The 21,783-nt window shown below is 40.9% G+C and carries 19 protein-coding genes; 14 read left to right on the top strand and 5 right to left on the bottom strand.

Annotated features, from left to right (window positions below):
- Positions 1 to 262 precede the first annotated feature (262 nt).
- The 10 genes from AABS66_RS04725 to AABS66_RS04680 all read left to right on the top strand — a co-directional run bounded on the left by AABS66_RS04725 (position 263) and on the right by AABS66_RS04680 (position 10,102).
- The gene (locus AABS66_RS04725) at positions 263 to 916 is read left to right on the top strand and encodes a hypothetical protein (RefSeq protein ID WP_430224614.1); all 654 of its coding nucleotides are present in this window, start codon (positions 263 to 265) and stop codon (positions 914 to 916) included.
- A 131-nt stretch (positions 917 to 1,047) separates the two neighbouring features.
- Positions 1,048 to 1,704 (top strand): 23S rRNA pseudouridine(2457) synthase RluE, encoded by a 657-nt coding sequence (gene rluE / locus AABS66_RS04720; RefSeq protein ID WP_272573251.1) that lies wholly within the window; start codon positions 1,048 to 1,050, stop codon positions 1,702 to 1,704.
- Positions 1,697 to 2,146: an NUDIX domain-containing protein gene (locus AABS66_RS04715; RefSeq protein WP_272539445.1), complete on the top strand. Its 450-nt coding sequence runs from the start codon at positions 1,697 to 1,699 to the stop codon at positions 2,144 to 2,146. The genes rluE and AABS66_RS04715 overlap by 8 nt, the downstream gene beginning before the upstream one ends.
- A 135-nt stretch (positions 2,147 to 2,281) precedes the next feature.
- The gene (gene mnmA, locus AABS66_RS04710) at positions 2,282 to 3,385 is read left to right on the top strand and encodes a tRNA 2-thiouridine(34) synthase MnmA (RefSeq protein ID WP_430224687.1); all 1,104 of its coding nucleotides are present in this window, start codon (positions 2,282 to 2,284) and stop codon (positions 3,383 to 3,385) included.
- A gap of 2 nt (positions 3,386 to 3,387) precedes the next feature.
- Positions 3,388 to 4,014 carry a high frequency lysogenization protein HflD gene (hflD, locus tag AABS66_RS04705; RefSeq protein ID WP_206086405.1) on the top strand — a complete coding sequence of 209 codons (627 nt, stop codon included), beginning with the start codon at positions 3,388 to 3,390 and terminating at the stop codon, positions 4,012 to 4,014.
- 17 nt (positions 4,015 to 4,031) lie between these two features.
- Positions 4,032 to 5,402, top strand: coding sequence for an adenylosuccinate lyase (gene purB / locus AABS66_RS04700; protein ID WP_206086404.1), 1,371 nt, complete (start codon positions 4,032 to 4,034; stop codon positions 5,400 to 5,402).
- A gap of 243 nt (positions 5,403 to 5,645) precedes the next feature.
- Positions 5,646 to 6,320 (top strand): two-component system response regulator PhoP, encoded by a 675-nt coding sequence (phoP, locus tag AABS66_RS04695; RefSeq protein ID WP_206086403.1) that lies wholly within the window; start codon positions 5,646 to 5,648, stop codon positions 6,318 to 6,320.
- Between the two features lies 1 nt (position 6,321).
- Complete coding sequence (gene phoQ / locus AABS66_RS04690; RefSeq protein WP_206086402.1) at positions 6,322 to 7,779, top strand: two-component system sensor histidine kinase PhoQ; 1,458 nt, start codon at positions 6,322 to 6,324, stop codon at positions 7,777 to 7,779.
- Between the two features lie 254 nt (positions 7,780 to 8,033).
- Entirely contained in the window at positions 8,034 to 9,158 is a 1,125-nt protein-coding gene (locus AABS66_RS04685; RefSeq protein WP_206086401.1) for a cupin domain-containing protein, read from the top strand.
- Between the two features lie 344 nt (positions 9,159 to 9,502).
- Complete coding sequence (locus AABS66_RS04680) at positions 9,503 to 10,102, top strand: LysE family translocator (RefSeq protein WP_430224613.1); 600 nt, start codon at positions 9,503 to 9,505, stop codon at positions 10,100 to 10,102.
- Positions 10,103 to 10,155: 53 nt separating this feature from the next.
- On the opposite strand, the gene pepT is transcribed toward AABS66_RS04680, so the two are convergent.
- Positions 10,156 to 11,391, bottom strand: a complete 1,236-nt coding sequence (pepT, locus tag AABS66_RS04675) for a peptidase T (RefSeq protein ID WP_206086399.1) — start codon at positions 11,389 to 11,391, stop codon at positions 10,156 to 10,158.
- A gap of 324 nt (positions 11,392 to 11,715) precedes the next feature.
- On the opposite strand from pepT, the gene AABS66_RS04670 reads away from it, so the two are divergent.
- The gene (locus AABS66_RS04670) at positions 11,716 to 12,426 is read left to right on the top strand and encodes an SDR family oxidoreductase (protein WP_272539437.1); all 711 of its coding nucleotides are present in this window, start codon (positions 11,716 to 11,718) and stop codon (positions 12,424 to 12,426) included.
- Between the two features lie 49 nt (positions 12,427 to 12,475).
- On the opposite strand, the gene cobB is transcribed toward AABS66_RS04670, so the two are convergent.
- Entirely contained in the window at positions 12,476 to 13,309 is an 834-nt protein-coding gene (gene cobB, locus AABS66_RS04665) for a Sir2 family NAD+-dependent deacetylase (protein WP_206086627.1), read from the bottom strand.
- A 329-nt stretch (positions 13,310 to 13,638) separates the two neighbouring features.
- Between cobB and AABS66_RS04660 the strand changes: the two genes are divergently transcribed.
- Positions 13,639 to 14,127 (top strand): TIGR00645 family protein, encoded by a 489-nt coding sequence (locus AABS66_RS04660; RefSeq protein ID WP_206086397.1) that lies wholly within the window; start codon positions 13,639 to 13,641, stop codon positions 14,125 to 14,127.
- Between the two features lie 150 nt (positions 14,128 to 14,277).
- Positions 14,278 to 14,823 carry a class IV adenylate cyclase gene (locus AABS66_RS04655; RefSeq protein ID WP_206086396.1) on the top strand — a complete coding sequence of 182 codons (546 nt, stop codon included), beginning with the start codon at positions 14,278 to 14,280 and terminating at the stop codon, positions 14,821 to 14,823.
- A gap of 62 nt (positions 14,824 to 14,885) precedes the next feature.
- Here the strand turns inward: AABS66_RS04655 and lolE are convergent, their stop codons facing one another.
- Genes lolE through lolC form a run of 3 tightly spaced genes read right to left on the bottom strand, consistent with a single transcriptional unit; the run spans position 14,886 to position 18,029 of the window.
- Positions 14,886 to 16,133, bottom strand: coding sequence for a lipoprotein-releasing ABC transporter permease subunit LolE (lolE, locus tag AABS66_RS04650; protein WP_430224612.1), 1,248 nt, complete (start codon positions 16,131 to 16,133; stop codon positions 14,886 to 14,888).
- Positions 16,133 to 16,834: a lipoprotein-releasing ABC transporter ATP-binding protein LolD gene (gene lolD / locus AABS66_RS04645; protein WP_206086394.1), complete on the bottom strand. Its 702-nt coding sequence runs from the start codon at positions 16,832 to 16,834 to the stop codon at positions 16,133 to 16,135. Before lolD ends, lolE begins: the two co-directional genes overlap by 1 nt.
- Positions 16,827 to 18,029 (bottom strand): lipoprotein-releasing ABC transporter permease subunit LolC, encoded by a 1,203-nt coding sequence (gene lolC / locus AABS66_RS04640; RefSeq protein WP_206086393.1) that lies wholly within the window; start codon positions 18,027 to 18,029, stop codon positions 16,827 to 16,829. The genes lolD and lolC overlap by 8 nt, the downstream gene beginning before the upstream one ends.
- Positions 18,030 to 18,305: 276 nt before the next feature.
- On the opposite strand from lolC, the gene mfd reads away from it, so the two are divergent.
- On the top strand, positions 18,306 to 21,749 hold the full coding sequence (gene mfd, locus AABS66_RS04635) for a transcription-repair coupling factor (RefSeq protein WP_206086392.1): 3,444 nt from the start codon (positions 18,306 to 18,308) through the stop codon (positions 21,747 to 21,749).
- The last annotated feature ends 34 nt before the right edge of the window (positions 21,750 to 21,783 follow it).

Below are 21,783 nucleotides of genomic sequence, written 5' to 3'. Positions count from 1 at the left end.
CTGGAATAACATTAATAAACATTCGAACTGCTCACATAAATTGAGTTGTTTGTTATTTTTTCCTTTAATAAACAATAACTTTAATTAACAAATCCTCAATTTATTAATTTTATGATTTTAATGTTTTTAATCTCTAGTAAAGGTGAGCAAATAAAGAGCACGAATAAGCTAAGAAATAACTCCCACTAATAAATATCGCAATATAGGCAAATATAAAATGAATATAAAATCATTAATAACCAACTCATAAAAAGGTGATTATATGAAAAAACTTTCTATTTTTATTCAAAAAAAGAAAAATGAATATGCTCAACACCCTTTTTTCTTAAAACCCATCGACCCGCAGCGCCCTACAGCTGAATCTTTAGAGTTTCTGCCTAAAATAGCTTTTTTTATTATGAGCTTTGGTGATTTAAATAAATTTATTTTGCCTTTTACTTTTCCACAAAATACGTTAGAGGCAGCTGTTAATACACACGCACTTGAAGATGAAAATCATTGGCCATGGTATCTCAGTGATTTATGCACATTGAAAATGAATAAGCCACAACCTATAACAGATACTCTAGCGTGGCTGTGGTCACCACAAATGGAAGCCAATCGTAAACTCACTTACCAACTCATTGAAATGTTATCAAACCAGCCTGCAAAAATTCGATTAGTCATCATTGAATCAATAGAAGCCACAGGTCGTGTATTTTTTACTTATTTAAATGAAATTGCACAACATTCCCCTAATGCGTTAGTTTATTGTGGTGATCTTCATTTAAGTCGTGAAAGCGGTCATACCATGGGTAGTGAAGTTGAACTTATTGATACTATTCCTTTTAGTCATCAAGAATATACAATTTGCTTAGGTCTCATTGAGCGGATATTCGATATATTTAGTGAGTTCATTGATGAGATCAGGGAATAATTAATTAAAATATGAGTCATAATGCTTTGTGACTCATATTTCCCTACCCCCTAAGAATATTTTTTTTCGTTGATTTCCATTATACTTTCAGACGTACCTTTTTACTGGCACTACTATCTGGCTAACGACAAATGAATATACCCCCTAAGAAACGGGCTAAATTTGGCTCATCCCCTATAAAACAAAAACACGCCAAATCCACCAAGCATTTAGCAATTTCAGCTAGTCGCCAACCCGCTAAAGTACGCAAAGTTATTCTGTTCAACAAACCCTTTGATGTACTGCCACAATTTACCGATGAACAAGGCCGCCACACCCTAAAAAACTATATTCCTATTACGGATGTTTATGCCGCGGGTCGCCTTGATAGAGATAGCGAAGGCTTGTTAATTCTAACTAACGATGGAAAATTACAAGCGCGTTTAACACAACCCCAGAAAAAAACAGGGAAAATATACTATGCTCAAGTAGAGGGGATCCCTGATGAAAGTGCATTGGTACGATTTCGCCAAGGGCTGACGTTAAATGATGGCCCTACGCTTCCCGCAGGGATTGAGTTAGTCGAAGAACCTAAATGGTTGTGGCCCCGCAATCCGCCAATTAGAGAACGCAGAAATATTCCAACAAGTTGGCTTAAAATTACATTATACGAAGGCCGTAATCGACAAGTGCGTCGTATGACGGCAAATATCGGATTCCCAACGCTGCGCTTAATTCGCTATCAAATGGGTGAATTTAATTTAGGGGATTTATCAGTAGGTGAATGGATGGAGGTCAATGTTGTTTAAACCCAATGTCACTGTCGCAACAATTGTGCATGCTGAAGGCAAATTTCTAGTCGTCGAAGAGTGGATTAATGATAAACCCACTTGGAACCAACCCGCAGGCCACTTAGAGGCTAACGAAACTCTCTTGCAAGCTGCTGAACGTGAGTTACTTGAAGAAACTGGCATACAAGCGACGCCAACTCAATTAATTCAAATCCATCAATGGATTGCACCTGACAGCACTCAATTTATTCGCTTTTTATTTGCTGTCGAACTTGATGCTATTTGTGAAACCCACCCGCAAGATAGCGATATCGCCTGTTGTCACTGGGTCGACGCGCAAGACATTTTAGAAAGTGACTGCTTACGTTCCCCTTTAGTCGCTGAAAGCTTGCGTTGCTTTCAAACTGGAAATAATTATCCACTAGATATTCTTTCAGCTTATGGCTCCCACTATCAATAATCCCCCTTTGCTTGGTGAAATTGTCACCAAGCAATAATATTCTCTCTAACGCTGGTGCAACAAGGGGTCAACATGCTAAAGTATGGGGCTTGATTTTTCCGCAGTGAGACTATTTCCATGTCAAATAACAGTACCATGTCAGATAACAGCCAGAAAAAAGTCATCGTCGGTATGTCCGGTGGTGTTGACTCATCCGTATCCGCCTATTTGCTGCAGCAGCAAGGATATCAGGTGGCTGGCCTGTTTATGAAGAACTGGGAAGAAGATGACGATACGGAATATTGCTCCGCTGCAACTGACCTTGCTGATGCGCAAGCTGTGTGTGACAAACTCGGCATCGAGTTACACACCATCAACTTTGCCGCAGAGTATTGGGACAATGTATTCGAACATTTTTTAACCGAATACAAAGCGGGCCGCACGCCAAACCCTGATATCCTGTGTAACAAAGAAATCAAATTTAAAGCCTTCTTAGAATTTGCTGCTGAAGATTTAGGGGCAGATTATATTGCAACAGGTCACTATGTACGCCGCCGTGATGTCGACGGAAAAAGCCAGTTACTCCGTGGTTTAGATGGTAATAAAGACCAAAGCTATTTCCTGTATACACTCAGCCATGAACAAGTGGCAAAAAGCCTGTTCCCTGTCGGTGAGCTTGAAAAGCCTGAAGTCCGCCGTATTGCTGAAGAAATCGGTTTAATCACCGCAAAGAAAAAAGACTCAACGGGCATTTGCTTTATTGGTGAACGTAAATTCCGCGACTTCCTCGGTCGTTACCTTCCTGCTCAACCAGGTCAGATTGTCACGGTTGATGGTGAAACAATTGGTCAACATGAAGGCCTGATGTATCACACATTAGGCCAACGCAAGGGCTTAGGTATTGGTGGAACGAAAGAAGGTTCAGAAGAACCTTGGTATGTTGTCGATAAAGATGTTGAAAACAATATATTAATTGTTGCACAAGGCCATGAGCATCCACGGTTGATGTCTATCGGCTTGATTGCGCAGCAATTACACTGGGTTGATAGAAAAACGCTAACCCAACCATTGCGCTGTGTGGTCAAAACGCGTTACCGTCAAGGGGATATCCCTTGTACAATTACGCCTATTGATGCAGAGCGAATCGAAGTCACATTTGATTACCCAGTTGCTGCTGTCACCCCAGGGCAATCTGCCGTGTTCTATATTGACGAAGTCTGCCTTGGTGGCGGCATTATTGAAGCGCGTATTCAGGAGTAGTTGTGGCGAAAAATTATTACGACATTACGCTTGCCTTAGCGGGGATCTGCCAAGCAGGTGCTATGGTTCAAAAGCTGGCCCACGAAGGCACATGCCTTGATAGCGATGCCGAAACAATGGTCAATAGCCTGACCAACATGAACCCAAGCTCCACATTAGATGTGTATGGTAATGCCCCTGCAAATCTCAAAACAGGTTTAGGTGCAATGTTAGGCATGCTAACAGGTGGTAACAGTGGTTTATCCGCCGAGATGACGCGTTATATGCTGAGCATGATGGCCCTTGAGCGTCGTCTAAATAAAGACGATGAAGCGATGAATAAGCTTGGGCAACGTATTGAGCAATTCGAGCGCCAAGCGAGCTATTTTGAACCTCTTTCTGAAGGTGTGTTTAATGCATTAGCAGGAATCTATGTTGATGTCGTCAGCCCTGCTGGCCCACGCATTCAAGTAACGGGTTCCCCTGACATTCTGAAAAACACCTTAGTTCAGGCTAAAGTTCGCGCAATTTTGCTGGCGGGTATTCGTTCCGCAGTACTTTGGCAGCAAGTGGGTGGAAGTCGCATCCAACTTATGTTTTCTCGCAATCGTCTGGCAAATCAGGCGAAAGAAATTTTGTCTCACCTTTAAATCTGGAGTTGCTACCAATGGAATTATCCTCACTGACCGCTGTATCCCCGATTGACGGCCGTTACGGTGATAAAGTCAGCGCTTTACGCACTATTTTTAGTGAGTTTGGCTTACTGAAATTTCGCGTGCAAGTTGAAGTTCGCTGGCTGCAAAAACTGGCTGCAACCGCTCAAATCAAAGAAGTTCCTTCATTTGATGCTGACGCAATCGCTTACTTAGATGAAATTGTTGCGAACTTCTGCGAAAAAGACGCAATGCGGATTAAAGAAATTGAACGCACAACCAACCACGATGTTAAAGCCGTTGAGTATTTTCTCAAAGAAAAAGTAGAACATATTCCTGCCCTGCATTCGGTTTCTGAATTCATTCACTTTGCATGTACATCAGAAGATATCAATAACCTTTCTCATGCATTGATGCTCAAAACAGCACGTGAAGAGGTGCTTTTACCTCAATGGCGTCAAATTATTGATAAAATAAAAGCAATGGCGCATGAATACCGCGACCTGCCATTGCTCTCTCGGACTCACGGTCAACCTGCTACGCCATCAACCATTGGTAAAGAGTTTGCCAACGTTGCTTACCGTTTAGAACGTCAATTCCGTCAACTACAACATGTTGAAATTTTAGGTAAAATTAACGGCGCAGTGGGTAACTATAATGCGCATATGGTTGCTTACCCTGAAGTGAACTGGCACGAATTTAGCGAAACGTTTGTGACTTCATTAGGCATTCAGTGGAACCCATTCACTACGCAAATTGAACCACATGATTACATTGCTGAACTCTTTGATTGCGTCGCACGTTTTAACACAATTGTGTTAGATTTCGACCGTGATATTTGGGGATATGTCGCATTAAATCACTTTAAACAAAAAACTATCGCTGGCGAAATCGGCTCTTCTACCATGCCACACAAAGTTAACCCTATCGACTTCGAAAACTCCGAAGGTAACTTGGGTTTAGCAAATGCTGTTTTAGGTCATTTAGCGAGCAAACTGCCTGTTTCCCGCTGGCAACGTGACTTAACGGATTCAACTGTACTACGTAACTTGGGTGTAGGCTTAGGTTATGCCTTAATTGCCTATCAATCTACTATGAAAGGCTTAAACAAGCTGGAAGTTAACGAACAGCACTTACTGGACGAGTTAGACCAAAATTGGGAAGTGTTAGCGGAGCCTATCCAAACTGTTATGCGTCGCTATGGTATCGAAAAACCGTATGAAAAACTGAAAGAATTAACGCGTGGTAAGCGTGTTACCGCTGAAGGCATGAAACAGTTTATTGATGGTTTAGAGTTACCTGAGCATGAAAAAGTGCGCTTAAAAGCAATGACACCCGCTAACTACATTGGTTACGCTGTCACTTTTATTGATGAACTGAAATAATCTTAGTTGATTTATTCAGGCGGCCAATGTGCCGCCTTTTTTATTAGCTCTATTTCTATATTAACCATAAATTCCCCAAAACAGCCTAATCACTCGAAAAAAACCGCTTTTTTTTTGCTTTGTTTGACTTATATTTACTTAATCCCTTGTCGTGGCTGAGATCTCTTTTTACCATGACGTTTCTAGTGCATGATTCATAATTATCTCGGTAGGCACTTTAATTTTTTACTATGAGGGTTTCAGATGCGTATTCTTATCGTCGAAGACAATGCGTTACTTCGTCATCACTTAACAGTTCAACTTAAAGAACTGGGTCATCAGGTTGATTCAGCTGAAGACGCAAAAGAAGCTGACTATTTTTTGCATGAAAGCTGCCCAGACATCGCCGTTGTCGATTTAGGCTTACCCGATGAAGATGGCCTATCAATGATCAAACGTTGGCGCAGTAATCATGTAAATATCCCCCTCCTAGTACTGACCGCCCGCGAAAGTTGGCAAGAAAAAGTCCAAGCATTAAATAGCGGAGCAGATGACTACGTCACCAAACCTTTTCAATTAGAAGAGCTTGTCGCTCGCATGCAAGCACTAATGCGCAGAAACAGCGGGTTAGCCTCTCAAGTATTGGAGTTGAATAACTTTGTTATCGACCTGTCTCGTAAAGAATTCACTGTAAATGGTGAAGCCGTTAAACTAACAGCTTTTGAATATACCATTATTGAAACCTTATTACGCAATAATGGTAAGGTTGTTAGCAAAGATTCATTAATGCGCCAACTTTATCCAGACGCAGAGCTTAGAGAAAGCCATACCATTGATGTTTTAATGGGAAGATTGAGAAAGAAAATTCAACAATTTCATAGTGATGAAGTTATCGTGACGGTTCGTGGCCAAGGCTACCGTTTTGATGTGAATGGCTAACATGTGGCTAAGTAAATTTAAAGTTAAACCGCTTTCGTTACGTGCTCGATTTTTGTGCGCAACGTCTGCTGTTATCCTTGCGTTAACACTGTCCTATGGCATCGTGGCCATACTTGGTTATTTAATCAGTTTCGATAAAACCACCTACACCCTACTACGGAGCCAAAGTAACCTAATTTATAGTCTGGCTCAGTGGCAAAACGATAAAATTGATATTCGTGTTCCTCCAAATTTCACGTTAAATAACCCTACATTAATCATTATTTACGATGAACAAGGGCAAGTATTATGGCGCCAGCGTGATGTACCTAGTGTTGAGCGCTTGATCCGCAATGATTGGTTAAAAAAAGAAGGTTTATACGAAATTGATACCGATATTCGTGAAACCCGCCAACTCCTTGATGACAATCCAGAATACAACAACAAGTTGGATAAAATAGAAAGTGATGATGAGCCGCTCACTCACTCCGTTTCAGTTAACCAATATGCCGCTGGAGAGAACCTGCCTCCTTTAACTATTGTTGTTGTCGATACATTGCCACAAGATTTACAAAATACAGGGCTAGTATGGGAATGGTTTGGTTATGTATTGCTCGCTAACTTAATTTTAGTCATTCCTTTACTGTGGCTCGCCGCCTATTGGAGCTTGCGTCCCATCAAGTCCTTAGTTTCTCAGCTAAGTAGTCTTGAAAAAGGCGAAAGGGATACCCTAGATGAAAACCCGCCTTCTGAGCTCAGAGGATTAGTGCGTAATTTGAATATTTTGTTAACTAACGAACGAAAACGCTATAGCAAATACCGCACCACTTTGTCTGATTTAACCCATAGCTTGAAAACACCACTTGCTGTTTTACAATCCACGTTGCGCTTACTTCGTTCAGGTAAACAAATGAACATCGACCAAGCTGAGCCCATCATGCTGGAACAAATTGGCCGAATTTCACAACAAGTCGGTTATTATTTGCATCGTGCGTCGACACAAGGTGATGAAAACCTGATGCTCAGAGAAATTTCATCTGTTCCATCAATATTAGATAGCTTAGCAAGCGCATTACACAAAGTTTATCAACACAAAGGCGTTTCGATTACCGTCGATATTTCCCCTGAAGTAACTTGGTTAGGTCAACCTAATGATTTTATGGAAGTGATGGGTAATATTATGGAGAACGCCTGCAAATATTGTTTGGAGTTTGTTGAAGTGACCGCCATTGTTGAACAAGACAGCCTAACATTAATTGTGGACGACGATGGCCCAGGTGTTCCTGAAAGCAAACGTAGCCTCATTTTCGTTCGTGGGCAACGTGCAGATACACTTCGACCAGGCCAAGGATTAGGCTTGTCTATCGCAGTGGATATCATTGATCAATATGATGGGGAAATCACCATTTGTGATAGCCCTCTCGGTGGGGCACGATTAGCCGTCACATTTCGGCAGCAATCTATGATTGAAGATAGTTAATATGTGATGTGAATCCGTTTATTCCCTACTTTACAAACCATTTCAGGTATACTATTTAAGAGGTTTTTTTCGCAGAGCTGTTATATTTTGATAATGCTTTTTCAATCAAAATCATCACACAGTTCCCACTTATTTAAGATAAGATCGATAGAGTAAAATAAGCCTTACTTAGGTTATTAAGACTAGAACAGCCATATTAATCTAGACATTGTAAAAGTTATCAGGAAAGCTCAACAGCTCCTAGGGACAATAAGATGGACTATACACTCAATCTTGACTGGCAGAGTTTTCTCGACAGTCACTGGCAGAAGCGCCCACTGCTTATCAAAAAAGGGTTTGCGCGTTTTATTGATCCTATCTCACCAGACGAACTTGCTGGTTTAGCGATGGAAGATGAGGTTGATAGCCGTTTAGTCAGCCATAAAGAGGGAGTTTGGCAAGTCGGCCATGGCCCATTTGAAAGTTATGATCACCTCGGTGAGGAAAATTGGTCTATTTTAGTGCAAGCTGTGGATCATTGGCATCATCCAAGTGCCGCCTTAATGAAGCCATTTCGTGTCTTATCCGACTGGCGTATGGATGACTTGATGATTTCTTATTCCGTACCTGGTGGCGGTGTTGGCCCTCATCTTGATCAATACGACGTATTTATCATTCAAGGAGAAGGCCGTCGTCGTTGGCGTGTTGGGGAAAAAATCCCAATGAAACAACATTGTCCTCACCCTGACCTTCTGCAAGTGCAGCCTTTTGACGCTATCATTGATGAAGAAATGGAGCCAGGTGATATCCTATATATCCCACCTGGATTCCCACATGAAGGCTATGCTATTGAGCCCTCATTAAACTACTCTGTTGGTTTCCGGGCACCCAATACACGCGAACTGATGAGCAGCTTTGCTGACCATTTAATTTCTAATGATTTAGGCAGTTATCGTTATAGTGATCCTGATTTATCGTTCCGTGATAACCCTGCTGAGATTTTACAAGGTGAGCAAATCAAACTGCGTGAAATGATGGAATCACTGATTAACGACCCTGATTTGTTTCGTCAGTGGCTAGGTGAGTTTATTTCTCAATCACGCCATGAATTAGATATTGCACCACCAGAACCGCCTTACGAACACGATGAAATCTATGATTTGCTAAAAACACAGCAAGAGACTTTATATAAACTTAACGGTCTTAGAGCATTACGTGTCGGCGATCAATTCTTCGTAAATGGTGAATGTTTAGAAACCACTTGCTATGAAGCTGCAGACAGCTTATGTCGTTATGATTCCGTTAATAGCCAAACTCTGGGCGAAGCTATTGATGATGTCAATTTTATCGCTCTTATGACAGCCTTAGTGAATAATGGTTATTGGTATTTTGACGACTAATTCGCTTTATTAAAAATAACATCTAAATAATATACAAGCTCATCCTAAAATGATGAGCTTGTAATTCTATAAATAAGAAATATTACTTCAAAAAATACGCTCTCTCTGCTGGAAAAAACCAGTCATAGAACCACTTTTCTTTACTTACCTCTATTTAATGGGCTTTATTGTCTATTTTATCACTAATAAATCGTCATTATTTAGCCTATTACCACCAAAAATGGCATCCATAGATAAAGCATTTTCAAAATTCATTTCTAAAATACTTTAAATTAACAACCAACTACCTTTGCAGACTTGCAATATAAACTTAATTTATATATTTCACGCTAGCATACAACATCATGAATATAGAAGTTTTTTTAGCTTTATCGATATTTTCGTTTGCTACATCAATCACCCCTGGCCCCAATAACGTCATGTTACTCGCTTCAGGTGTTAATTTTGGATTTAAACGTACTATTCCCCATAGCATTGGCGTTTCATGTGGCTTTTTTATTATGTTACTCGCTGTCGGCTTAGGTATGGGGACCATCATTCAATCTTCACCGTTGCTATACGCCATTTTGAAATATCTCGGTATTATCTATTTGCTTTGGTTAGCATGGAAAACAGCAATTAGTCACGCTATGACCAAAGCGAATAATAAAAAAAATAAACCATTAACTTTCATAGAAGCTGCGCTTTTTCAATGGATAAACCCAAAAGCTTGGATCATGGCAGTTGGAGGTATGGCAATGTATACCAACACTGTGGAACCCTATTTTTCAATATTGTTAGTCGCTGTGGTCTTCGCCTTGATAAATTGGCCTTGCGTTGCGATTTGGGCTTTGTTTGGTCATCAATTACGTGAACGATTATCGCAACCTCGCATATTAAGAAGATTTAACTTAGTGATGGGGATACTTTTGGCACTGAGTGGTATTTCTGTATTATTTCAATAAATCCGTGAAGCACACTCTAATAAATTTTGAGTGTGCTTCCTTAGATAAATAGTTTATGGCTGACGAGCATGAATTGCTGTTAATTCAGCGATTCGCATAATAACGTCTACCGCCTGTTCCATGCCCTCTTGGGTGATAAACTCATGTTTACTATGGAAGTTATATCCCCCAGTGAAAATATTTGGACAAGGTAAACCACGATGAGAAAGCTGAGCGCCGTCCGTTCCGCCACGAATTGGCTGAACAACAGGTTCAATACCACAATCAATCATGGCCTGTTTTGCTAACTCAACAACATGGGGATATTTCATCACCTCTCTTTGCATGTTGTAGTAAGTGTCATCTAATGTCAGCTCAATATAGCAACTTGGGTGAAGGTTTTCTCCAACCTTTTCAGCAATACGAATAATATTTTTCTTTCTCGCTTCAAAACTGGCGAGATCAAAATCACGAATAATATAGTTTAGTTCGGCCTTTTCTACCGTTCCCTTCATAGATGTGAGGTGGTAAAATCCTTCGTAACCATCTGTATTTTCAGGTACTTCATCCGCAGGTAACATGGAATGAATTCGGTTAGCTAAATTGAGCGCATTTACCATTACCCCTTTTGCATTACCAGGATGAGTATTATTGCCAACAATTTTGATACCTACGTTTGCCGCATTGAAATTTTCATACTCTAATTCCCCTACACCACCGCCATCAACGGTGTAAGCCCACAATGCATCAAACTGCTTAAAATCAATATGACGGGCACCACGGCCAATTTCCTCATCAGGGGTAAATGCTAAGCATATTTTCCCATGTGGGATTTTATTGCCCTTTAAACGTACCAGAGCCGTGATAATTTCAGCGATCCCCGCCTTATCATCCGCACCTAATAATGTTTTACCGTCAGTCATTATCAGTGTTTTGCCAATCATTTCATGTAATACAGGGAACATGACTGGCGATAAGACTTCGTCACCAATACCTAGCGCAATATCACCACCACGATAGTTTTCTAAAACTTGTGGGCAAACATTTTTACCCGAAAAATCAGGCGCTGTGTCTAAATGAGAAATAAAACCAATGGTAGGAACATCCCAATCAACGTTCGATGGCAAAAAGGCCATTAAGCAACCTTGATCGGTTAACGTCACCTGATCAAATCCTAATTCATTCAGTTCTTTAGCTAGTGCTCGGGCAAATTTTAGCTGGCCTGTGCTACTAGGTACTGTTTTTGCATTCAGTTTTGATTGTGTATCAAAAGCAGTATATTCAAAAAACCGCTCCAAGAGTTTGTCCATACCCATCCCCCTAAAATATCAATAGCTATATTATGGGAAAGATCACAGATTCAATTATTGTTTCAAATCAGCTTTGCGGTTATTGCTGGTGCTTTTTTAGCATAATGCGTAAATTATATTTAATTCACGCATTTTATTTTATATACCTGTTTGCATTTTGCCCACAAAAGAACCCATAAATAATAAAGATAATACTCAATGTGTATTATCTCGTCGGTAATCAGTTATTTTTTTAAACAACTGTGCTATACAAGGTAAATAATTATTTGCTTATCATTTAGCAAATAAACAACATTAATTTGTTTCAGGGTAATTAAGGATATTATGTCAAATACTTGTTTAATTTATGGTGTTAGCAAAGGATTAGGTAAAGCACTTGTTGAGGGTGTACCTGGTCCTAATGATGTTATTTATGGCGTTTCACGCTCAAAACCGCCATTCGAGCAGAGCAACTTTTATTGGATCCAAGCAGATTTAAGTGATAACCAGTCCGCTAACATAATTAAAAACACCATTAAGCAACAACCTATTAATACCTTAATTTATAATGTTGGTATCTGGGAAAAGTTAGCCTTTAGTGATAAATATCAATTTGAAACAAGCGATGATATTGAAATACTGAATATGATCCAAACCAACATCAGTGCTTGCTTGCTCAATTTGAAAGCATTATTACCTAACTTACGTTTAGCAAAAAATAGCAAAATTATTTTAATTGGCTCAACCTGGGGATTAGATAACCATAAAGGCAAAGAGGTTACCTTTTCTGCCACTAAATATGCATTAAGGGGTATTATTCAGTCATTAAGGGAAACTTTAAGGGAAGACAAAATTGCTATTTCAATACTGAATTTAGGCTATTTAGCAACTGAATACCCGCTGTCTTTGCCTGTAGATGATGTTATTGAACAAAGTGGAGGTCAACTGATCCCCCTACAGGATGTGGTTAGTGCTGTGCGGTTTATACTCAGCACCAGTAATGCAACATGCGTAAAAGAAATCACTATGCCAGCCATGATGGATGAAAATGTTTAACTGATTTTTATAAAAAATCTGAAAAGGGAAACTTCGTTTCCCTTAATGCTTACTGCGCGATGTCTTTAACCTGTAATTCCATTATCAACTGGTTTATATACTCCACCACCACCTGACTTGCCAAACCGTAATGTTTTTCATCGAATTCACTTTCGACTTGGCTTGGCTCTAAGTTAAGCTCAACAGTATGAGCACCATGCAATTTTGCTTCATGGACGAAACCTGCTGCTGGGTATACATGTCCAGATGTCCCAATAGAAATAAAAATTGTCGCGTTTTCAAGGGACTGATAAATATAATCCATACCAATAGGCATTTCACCAAACCATACAATATGCGGTCGCAATGGTTGAGGAAATTGGCAACAATGGCAACGGTCTTCTACCGTTAAATCCCCTTTCCACTCCAATACTTGATTGGACCAATTACAACGTACTTTTAATAATTCACCATGCATATGGACTATGCGTTTACTTCCCGCTCTTTCATGTAAATTATCAATATTTTGTGTGATCAACAAAAAATGGTCACCTAACAACTCTTCCAGTTGCGCTAACGCAAAATGTGCCGCATTGGGTTTGATATTGTCCTGCTGAAGTTGTTTACGCCTTTCATTATAAAAACGTTGCACTAATTGAGGATCCCTTTCGAAACCTTCAGGTGTCGCAACATCTTCAACACGGTGTTCTTCCCATAATCCATCCGCAGAGCGGAATGTTTGAATACCTGACTCAGCCGAAATACCTGCACCAGTTAATACAACAATGTTCACTTTTTTCATATCATTTAGTCTGTTATCTATATAAAAAGACCGGTTGCGAAGTCGCTGGCGGCGTACACATTTATTTTTACGAGCTTTTTTTAATCTATGACGATATCGCAACATCGAAAGCTTCCCTTCATTCAAGCAACCAATGTATAACAACTCAGATAATTAAATTTGTTCTCTATCGCTGTTAATACACCACTTTTCTATATTATTTAAACATTAATATACTAGAGCGCATCACGCAGTTGAATGCAAATAAAAATATCGAGGGTATCGATTTTGTCACCTTTTTATCATAAATATTTCATCATTTATTCATAATTGAGCCACAAAAATCGCGCAACCGTAAAACAATAAAAAAACCTTTCTTGATAGTACCCCATACAGTTAGAATACATCCCGCAGATTTACTGCGATGATTATTCACCATTTAAAGGGGTTTCATGGAAAAGTTTTTCGAAAGAGCAATGTATGCTTCGCGTTGGATCTTAGCACCTATCTATTTTGGGTTGTCACTGACATTATTAGCTTTAACGATTAAGTTCTTCCAAGAACTCTACCATATTCTACCTAACATATTATCCATCCCTGAGGCAGACTTAATCCTTATGCTGCTCTCATTGATTGATATGGCATTAGTTGGTGGTCTATTAGTGATGGTGATGTTTTCAGGCTATGAGAACTTTGTTTCTCAGATGGATATTCCTGATAGCAGCGAAAAACTGGGTTGGTTAGGCAAAATGGATGCCTCTTCCCTAAAAAATAAAGTTGCCGCTTCAATTGTAGCGATCTCATCTATTCACTTACTGAAAATCTTTATGGATTTAAAAAGTGTCGAAAATGACAAGCTCATGTGGTACGTCATTATCCACCTGACCTTTGTGTTATCAGCCTTTGTCATGGGCTACTTAGACAAAATGACGAAAAAGTAATTTTCTTTTGTCCTTGTTGTGCCTGTTTTTCATACGATACGAATAATCGGCCATCAATTAATTTGTTAGCACACATTTAACTCGATGTCGTTGTTCCTGCTGTGCTACGATCTCGCCTAAATAATTTGATGGCACAATAAGGACGTTAATATGAGCGAGCATTTTATCGGTAAATATGAAGCTGAAATTAAGTTTCGCTTAGTAGATCACGCGACATTCCTGCAAAAAATAAAAACCGACCACGCAGAACCTTTCACAGAGAATAATTCAGAAACAGACTATTTCTATGAAAGTACTCACCAGCCTCTTGTCAATAATAATATCAGTATGTGTGTCCGTGAAATGATCCCTTCTGGAATCAAACTGTGGATAGTCAAAGGCCCTTCGTCTTCAGAATGCAAAGCCATTAATATCGATGACTGCCAACACGTACAAAATATGCTAGTCACTTTGGGCTATCATTGCCATTTAACGACGACGAAAGTCCGTAGTATTTATTTTCTTGGGGATGTCCACATTACAGTAGACCACCTTGACGGCATCGGTTGGTTTGCTGAATTTGCCATTATGACGGATGATGAATGCCTACTTGGGCACTACTATCAAAAATTAATGTTGCTCGCAAAAAGGTATGATTTTACTGAAGAAATGATTGAAAAACGCAGCTATAAGCAAATGTTTTTAGAGAAAAAATAAAAAAACGCCAAGTATCATCATCTCGATGAGAAAGATACCTTGGCGTCTAGTCTATTATAGCATTATTGGCCGCTTAAAATACGAGCGGGGTCTAATTTACTTGCACGGCGTGCAGGATACCAGCTTGCTAATAAACTTAAAATAATGGTAGTAATTAATACATACACCACATCCATAATATGCAATTCAGAAGGCAAGAAATCGATAAAATACACATCCCCAGAAAGAATTGGATGCCCTAAAACAATCTCTAATCCTTTAATAATACTAGTTAAATTAACCGAAACCAAAACACCAAGCACGACCCCAATCAATGAACCAACTAAACCACCGAGCAAGCCATACCATAAGAAAATGGCACGAATTTGCCCGTCCTTCGCCCCGAGAGTCCGTAATACGGCAATATCGCTGCTTTTATCTTTAACTGCCATGACTAACGTCGATACAATATTAAAGCATGCCACGCCAATCACTAAAATCATCGCTAAGTACATAATACTACGTACCATTTGGATATCATTGTACATATAGCCATAATCACCAATCCAACTTTTCACAATAACGTGGTGCATTGTCTTTAGGCCAGCATCATAGACAACTTTATCCGCCTCAAAAGGATTTTCTGCTTTAATTTCAAAGCCACTAATACCATCACCGTAATCCAGATATTGCTGAGCATCCTCTAATGGTATTAACGCTAATTGGTGATCAAGTAACCCCCTGAGTTTAAAAATACCCGCAACTTGCACACGTATACGTTTAGGTTGTTGAATTTTTAAGCTTTCATCAGTGTTGGGGATCATGATGGTCACCCAATCCCCTTGCTTCACATTCAATGCGTCTGCAACTCCTTGGCCTAAAATAATCGATTGATTACCTGCGGCAAAATCTTTCCAAGCATCATTCAACACAAATTGCGGCAATGCACTGACCTGTGACTGAGTTTCTGGGGAAACCCCCATCACTTGAATCGCCTTTAAGTTTGCACCGCGCTCAAGCAACCCCGTAAAATTCACATACGGACTAACGCCTTCAACACCTGGTGTTTTGCGAATAACCTGCTCAGCAAAATCCCAATCTTTATACGGCGGTTTTACTGCGTAAATTTGCCCATGAGGCACCACGGATAGCACGCGATTATTCAATTCGCGCTCAAAACCATTCATGGCACTGAGACCGATAATAAGCACCGCAACACCCAGCACGATCCCTAATGTTGAGACAATCGACACCAAAGATACCATGCCTGTACGCCGACGCCCGCGGCTAAAGCGTATCGCCGCAAGGAGTGTAAGAGGTAACTGAAACATTACCGCGCCCCCAACGTAATTTCCTGCTGTAAATGGCCATCACGCATTTCTAATTGACGAGATAACCGACGAGCGAGCGTCATATCATGGGTTACCACCAAAAATGCCGTGCGTTGCGTGCGATTCAATTCGCCTAATAGCTCAAAAATGGCATCTGCATTGCGCAAATCGAGATTCCCAGTCGGCTCATCCGCTAGTACCAACGCAGGTTCATTCACCAGCGCCCTTGCAATCGCAACACGTTGACGCTCCCCGCCAGATAACTCGGAAGGGCGGTGATCTGCACGATGTTCTAGCCCCACGGCTTTGAGCATTTCTTTCGCTTTAGTAAATGCAATCTCTTTTGCTGTAGCGCCAATCAACAACGGCATTGCTACGTTCTCAAGTGCAGTAAAATCAGGTAAAAGGTGGTGAAACTGATAAATAAAGCCTAAATCTTTATTACGAATGGCTGCGCGTTCATCAGAGGACAATTGATTAATATGTTGGCCACGGAAAATCACATTACCTTCTGATGGCGTATCTAACCCACCCAATAAATGTAATAACGTACTTTTCCCTGAACCTGAACTACCGACAATCGCCATCATTTCCCCTTGCCCCATAGAGAAACTGACATTTTTCAACACTTGCGTCGACAATGAACCTTCTTGATAGGTTTTACTTAAATGTTCACAGACAAGAAGTGGTTGTTTATTCATAACGTAAAGCCTCAGCAGGTTGAACTGCTGCTGCACGCCAAGAAGGATAAAGCGTCGCAAGCAGTGAAATAAGCATCGCAGAAACTGCAATAATTAAAATACCTGAATAATCAAGTACAATTGGCAAAGAAACCCCTTTGGGTAATAACCCAATTAACGGCATAATGACATTGAGTTGGCTTGACAAAAGCGTCCCTAAAACCGTTCCAATCAACGTACCGATAATACCAGCCCCTGCACCTTGGATCATAAATATTGCCAAAATACGCCAACGCTTTAAACCCAGTGTTTTTAAAATTGCCACTTCACCTTGTTTCTCCATGACAAGCAAAGAAAGTGAGGTGATGATATTAAAGGCCGCAACAGCAATAATTAGGCTCAGGAGCAAACCCATCATATTTTTTTCCATGCGAACCGCTTGGAAAAACTCCCCTTTGCGTTCACGCCAGTCCGTCCACACAAGTCCATCAGGCAAAACCTGCTTACTGAGTGTGTCAACTTTCAATGGTTCATTTAAATACAATCGCCACCCCGTGATATTCCCTGTGGGATAACGCAGCATTCTCGCTGCATCTTGAGCAGCAACAATCAATTCGCTAGTATCAGCTTCACCATTTGTTTGGAAAATACCTGCAACCGTAAATAAACGCTGGCTTGGAATACGCCCCATCGGAGTCAGTTGGCTAACACCTGGAATAATTAAACGGACATCGTCACCTCGTTTTACGCCCAATGTGTCTGCTAATTTGCTCCCCAAAAAAACATGGTAGCGTCCTTCTTTGAGGTCACTCCTGTTACCACTAATAAGTTTATCTAATAGCAGTGAGTCCGCATCAGGTTCGATACCCGCCATTACCCCAACCCCAACATTAGTGCGACTTTGCAGTACCACGTCGGACTGGACGATGGGCGCAATATGGCTCACGCCTTGTAAATGTTGCAAGCCTGTAATAGGGTGTTTTGCTGGGTCAATATTTCCAGAAGCCGATGTTAAAATAGCCTGCGGCATATAGGCAAGTATGCTATCTTGTAGCGAACGTTCGAAGCCGTTCATCACGGATGTCACCGTAATTAAGGCCATGACCCCCAGAGTGATACCAATAGCCGATAAACTGGAAACAAAGCGTCCAAATTTATCCGCTGCGCGCCCACGCAAATAGCGCAGACCTATAAATAATGAGACAGATTGGTGCATGAAATCTTTAATGCCCCTGTTGCCAAAGCGAAGTGTTCAGCGATAATAAAGGCTACGATTGATGAATGGAACCACTCAACGGTTTTTTTTCTGCTTTCCCCCCTTTTTTGTCTGAATTTCAGACAAATTACAGGCTGAAATGAGTTGTTTTGCTGTTAATTTTATAGTTTAACTATCGGTTAATTTATTTAAGTGTTAATTATCTAAAGACTGTCTATTATTGTTCTGATGTTTGTTTAACTGCTAACTAATCGCTGTGAGATACCAAAGATTTCTATGTCCTCAAAATTTCGTTATGAACTCCCTAGTCGTAGTGGCGATGTTCGCCATTTAGGTTGCCTTATTGGGGCGGCTGGTGCACTTGAATGTGGAGAAATGATACAACGTCATCACGGGCCTGTTGTCATTGTGACGCGAGATATGCAAAATGCATTACGCTTACGAGATGAAATTCAACAGTTTACATATCACCCTGTAGAGACGCTTTCTGATTGGGAAACATTGCCTTATGATAATTTCTCTCCACATCAAGAAATCATTTCTCATCGTTTATCAACACTTTACCGTCTATCTTCTTTGCAAAAAGGGGCATTAATTCTTCCTGTTAATACCTTGATGCAAAAAGTCTGCCCACCTGATTTCTTAACGAGCCATGCACTCGTCATGTCAAAAGGTGACAAATTATCACGTGACAATTTACGTGATGAATTGGATAAAGCAGGCTATCGTCATGTAGAGCAAGTGTTAGAACACGGCGAGTATGCAACCCGCGGCGCTTTGCTTGATTTGTTCCCAATGGGGAGTTCACTGCCCTTTCGCATTGATTTCTTTGATGATGAAATCGACAGTCTGCGTACCTTCGATGTGGATACACAAAGAACATTAGAAGAAGTCGCTCGCATCAATTTGCTACCCGCTCACGAATTTCCAACAGACAAGGACGCGATTGAACGTTTCCGAAGTCAGTGGCGTGAACGTTTTGAAGTACGCCGCGACCCTGAGCATATTTATCAACAAGTTAGCAAAAATACATTACCTACAGGTATTGAGTATTGGCAGCCATTATTTTTTGCTCAACCATTACCATCACTGTTCGACTACTTACCGTCCTCAAGCCTGATTGTTTCACAGAATTTACAAGAAGCCGCTGAGCGTTTTCAAATTGACACTCAACAACGTTATGAAAGCCGTGGTGTTGACCCTATGCGTCCTCTGCTCCCTCCAGCAGATTTATGGCTTACCGTTGAGCAACTCAACCAAAATTTAAAACAATGGCCACGAATTCAACTTTCTTCTGAGGCGCTACCTAAAAAAGCGGCAAATACCAATTTGGATTATTTGCCATTACCTGATATCAGCACTCAAGCGCAAAGCAAAACACCATTAGAAAAGCTTCGCCAATTTAGTGAGCAATTTGACGGCACGCTCGTTTTTTCTGTAGAAAGTGAAGGCCGCCGTGAAACAGTAACAGAGTTATTAGCACGGTTAAAAATTCGCCCTGAAATCATTGAAAGCTATACAAGCCCAATTACCTCACGCTTTGCGATTACTATTGGTGCAGCCGAACGCGGCTTTATTCAATCTGATGCGAATAAAGCGCTGATCTGTGAAAGTGATTTATTAGGTGAACGCGTAGTTCGTCGTCGTACAGATAACCGCCGGGCGATTAACACAGATACCTTAATTCGTAACCTCGCAGAGCTGCGTCCAGGGCAACCCGTTGTGCATATTGAACACGGTGTTGGCCGTTACCAAGGGCTAATCACCCTTGAGGCTGGCGGTATTAAAGCAGAGTATTTAATTCTCACCTATGCAGGAGAAGATAAGCTATATGTTCCTGTTTCTTCACTGCATTTAATTAGCCGTTATGCTGGTGGGGCCGACGAAAATGCGCCACTGCATAAATTGGGCAGTGATAGTTGGGGACGTGCTCGCCAAAAAGCAGCCGAAAAGGTACGTGATGTTGCTGCTGAGCTTCTTGACATTTATGCACAACGTGCAGCAAAAGCAGGTTTTGCATTCAAACATGACAAGCAGCAATACCAAGAATTTTGCCAAGGTTTCCCCTTTGAAACAACGCCTGACCAAGAAATGGCCATCAATGCCGTTTTGAGTGATATGTGTCAGCCACTGGCAATGGATAGGCTCGTCTGTGGGGATGTTGGTTTCGGTAAAACTGAAGTTGCCATGAGAGCGGCGTTCCTTGCTATCAATAATAATAAGCAAGTCGCTGTTTTAGTACCAACCACCCTGCTTGCTCAACAGCACTATGATAACTTTAGGGATAGATTTGCAAACTGGCCCGTTCGTATCGAAATGCTTTCTCGCTTTAAAACCGCTAAAGAGCAACAACAAATTATTGCTGATGCTGCTGATGGCAAAGTCGATATTTTGATTGGGACACACAAATTATTGCAAAGCGATATTGTCTGGAAAGATTTAGGCTTACTGGTTGTCGATGAAGAGCACCGGTTTGGCGTTCGCCACAAAGAACGTATTAAAGCAATGCGTGCGGATGTGGATATTTTAACGCTTACCGCAACACCTATTCCTCGCACGCTGAATATGGCCATGAGCGGAATGCGAGATTTATCCATTATTGCGACCCCACCAGCACGTCGATTAGCCGTAAAAACCTTTGTTCGTCAATATGATGAGTTAGTTGTCCGTGAGGCAATTTTGCGTGAAACTTTACGGGGGGGGCAAGTTTATTATCTGTATAATGATGTAGAAAATATCGAAAAAGCCAAAGCACGACTTGAAACGTTAGTTCCTGAAGCCCGTTTTGTTGTCGGGCACGGACAGATGCGCGAGCGCGAGTTAGAAAGAGTCATGACCGACTTCCACCATCAGCGTTTTAACGTTTTAATCTGTACCACCATTATTGAAACGGGTATTGATATTCCAACGGCTAATACAATTATTATTGAACGCGCAGATCACTTTGGTTTAGCACAATTGCATCAATTACGTGGCCGTGTCGGCCGCTCGCATCACCAAGCCTATGCCTATTTGCTGACGCCTCATCCGAAGGCAATGACGACTGATGCCCAAAAACGCCTTGAAGCGATTTCATCTTTAGAAGATTTAGGCGCAGGCTTTGCGCTCGCAACTCATGACCTCGAGATCCGTGGTGCAGGCGAGTTGCTGGGCGAAGACCAGAGCGGCCAAATGACCACTATCGGCTTTACATTGTATATGGAATTATTAGAAAGTGCAGTCGATGCGTTAAAAGAAGGTCGTGAGCCGTCATTAGAAGACTTAACGAATCAACAAACTGAAATTGAATTACGAATGCCTGTCTTATTGCCAGATGACTATATCCATGATGTGAATATGCGTCTTTCATTTTATAAACGCATTGCCAGTGCTAAAGACAATCAGGAACTGAATGAATTACGCACAGAACTCATCGACCGCTTTGGTAGCCTACCCGATGCAGGGAAATTTCTACTGACCTCTGCTGCTATTCGTCTACAAGCACAATCTCTGGGAGTGAAACGTATTGAAGCCCATGAAAAAGGTGGCTTTGTTGAGTTTGGTGAAAAGAACAAAGTTGACCCAAGCTTCTTGATCAGCTTGTTACAAAACCAACCAAAAACGTATCGTTTAGATGGCCCTGTACGCTTGAAGTTTTTCCATGATTTAGCCGATAGAGTCACGCGCCTTGACTTTATCAAACAGTTATTGACTGATTTTGAAGAACACCTGCTTGCTTAACTTATAAAAATAGCGGCCATCAATTTGGTGGCCC

Source organism: Providencia sp. SP181 (assembly GCF_050446505.1).
GTDB lineage: Bacteria > Pseudomonadota > Gammaproteobacteria > Enterobacterales > Enterobacteriaceae > Providencia > Providencia vermicola.
Note: the sequence above shows the minus strand (reverse complement) of the source record. Positions and strands in the feature narration are given on the sequence as shown.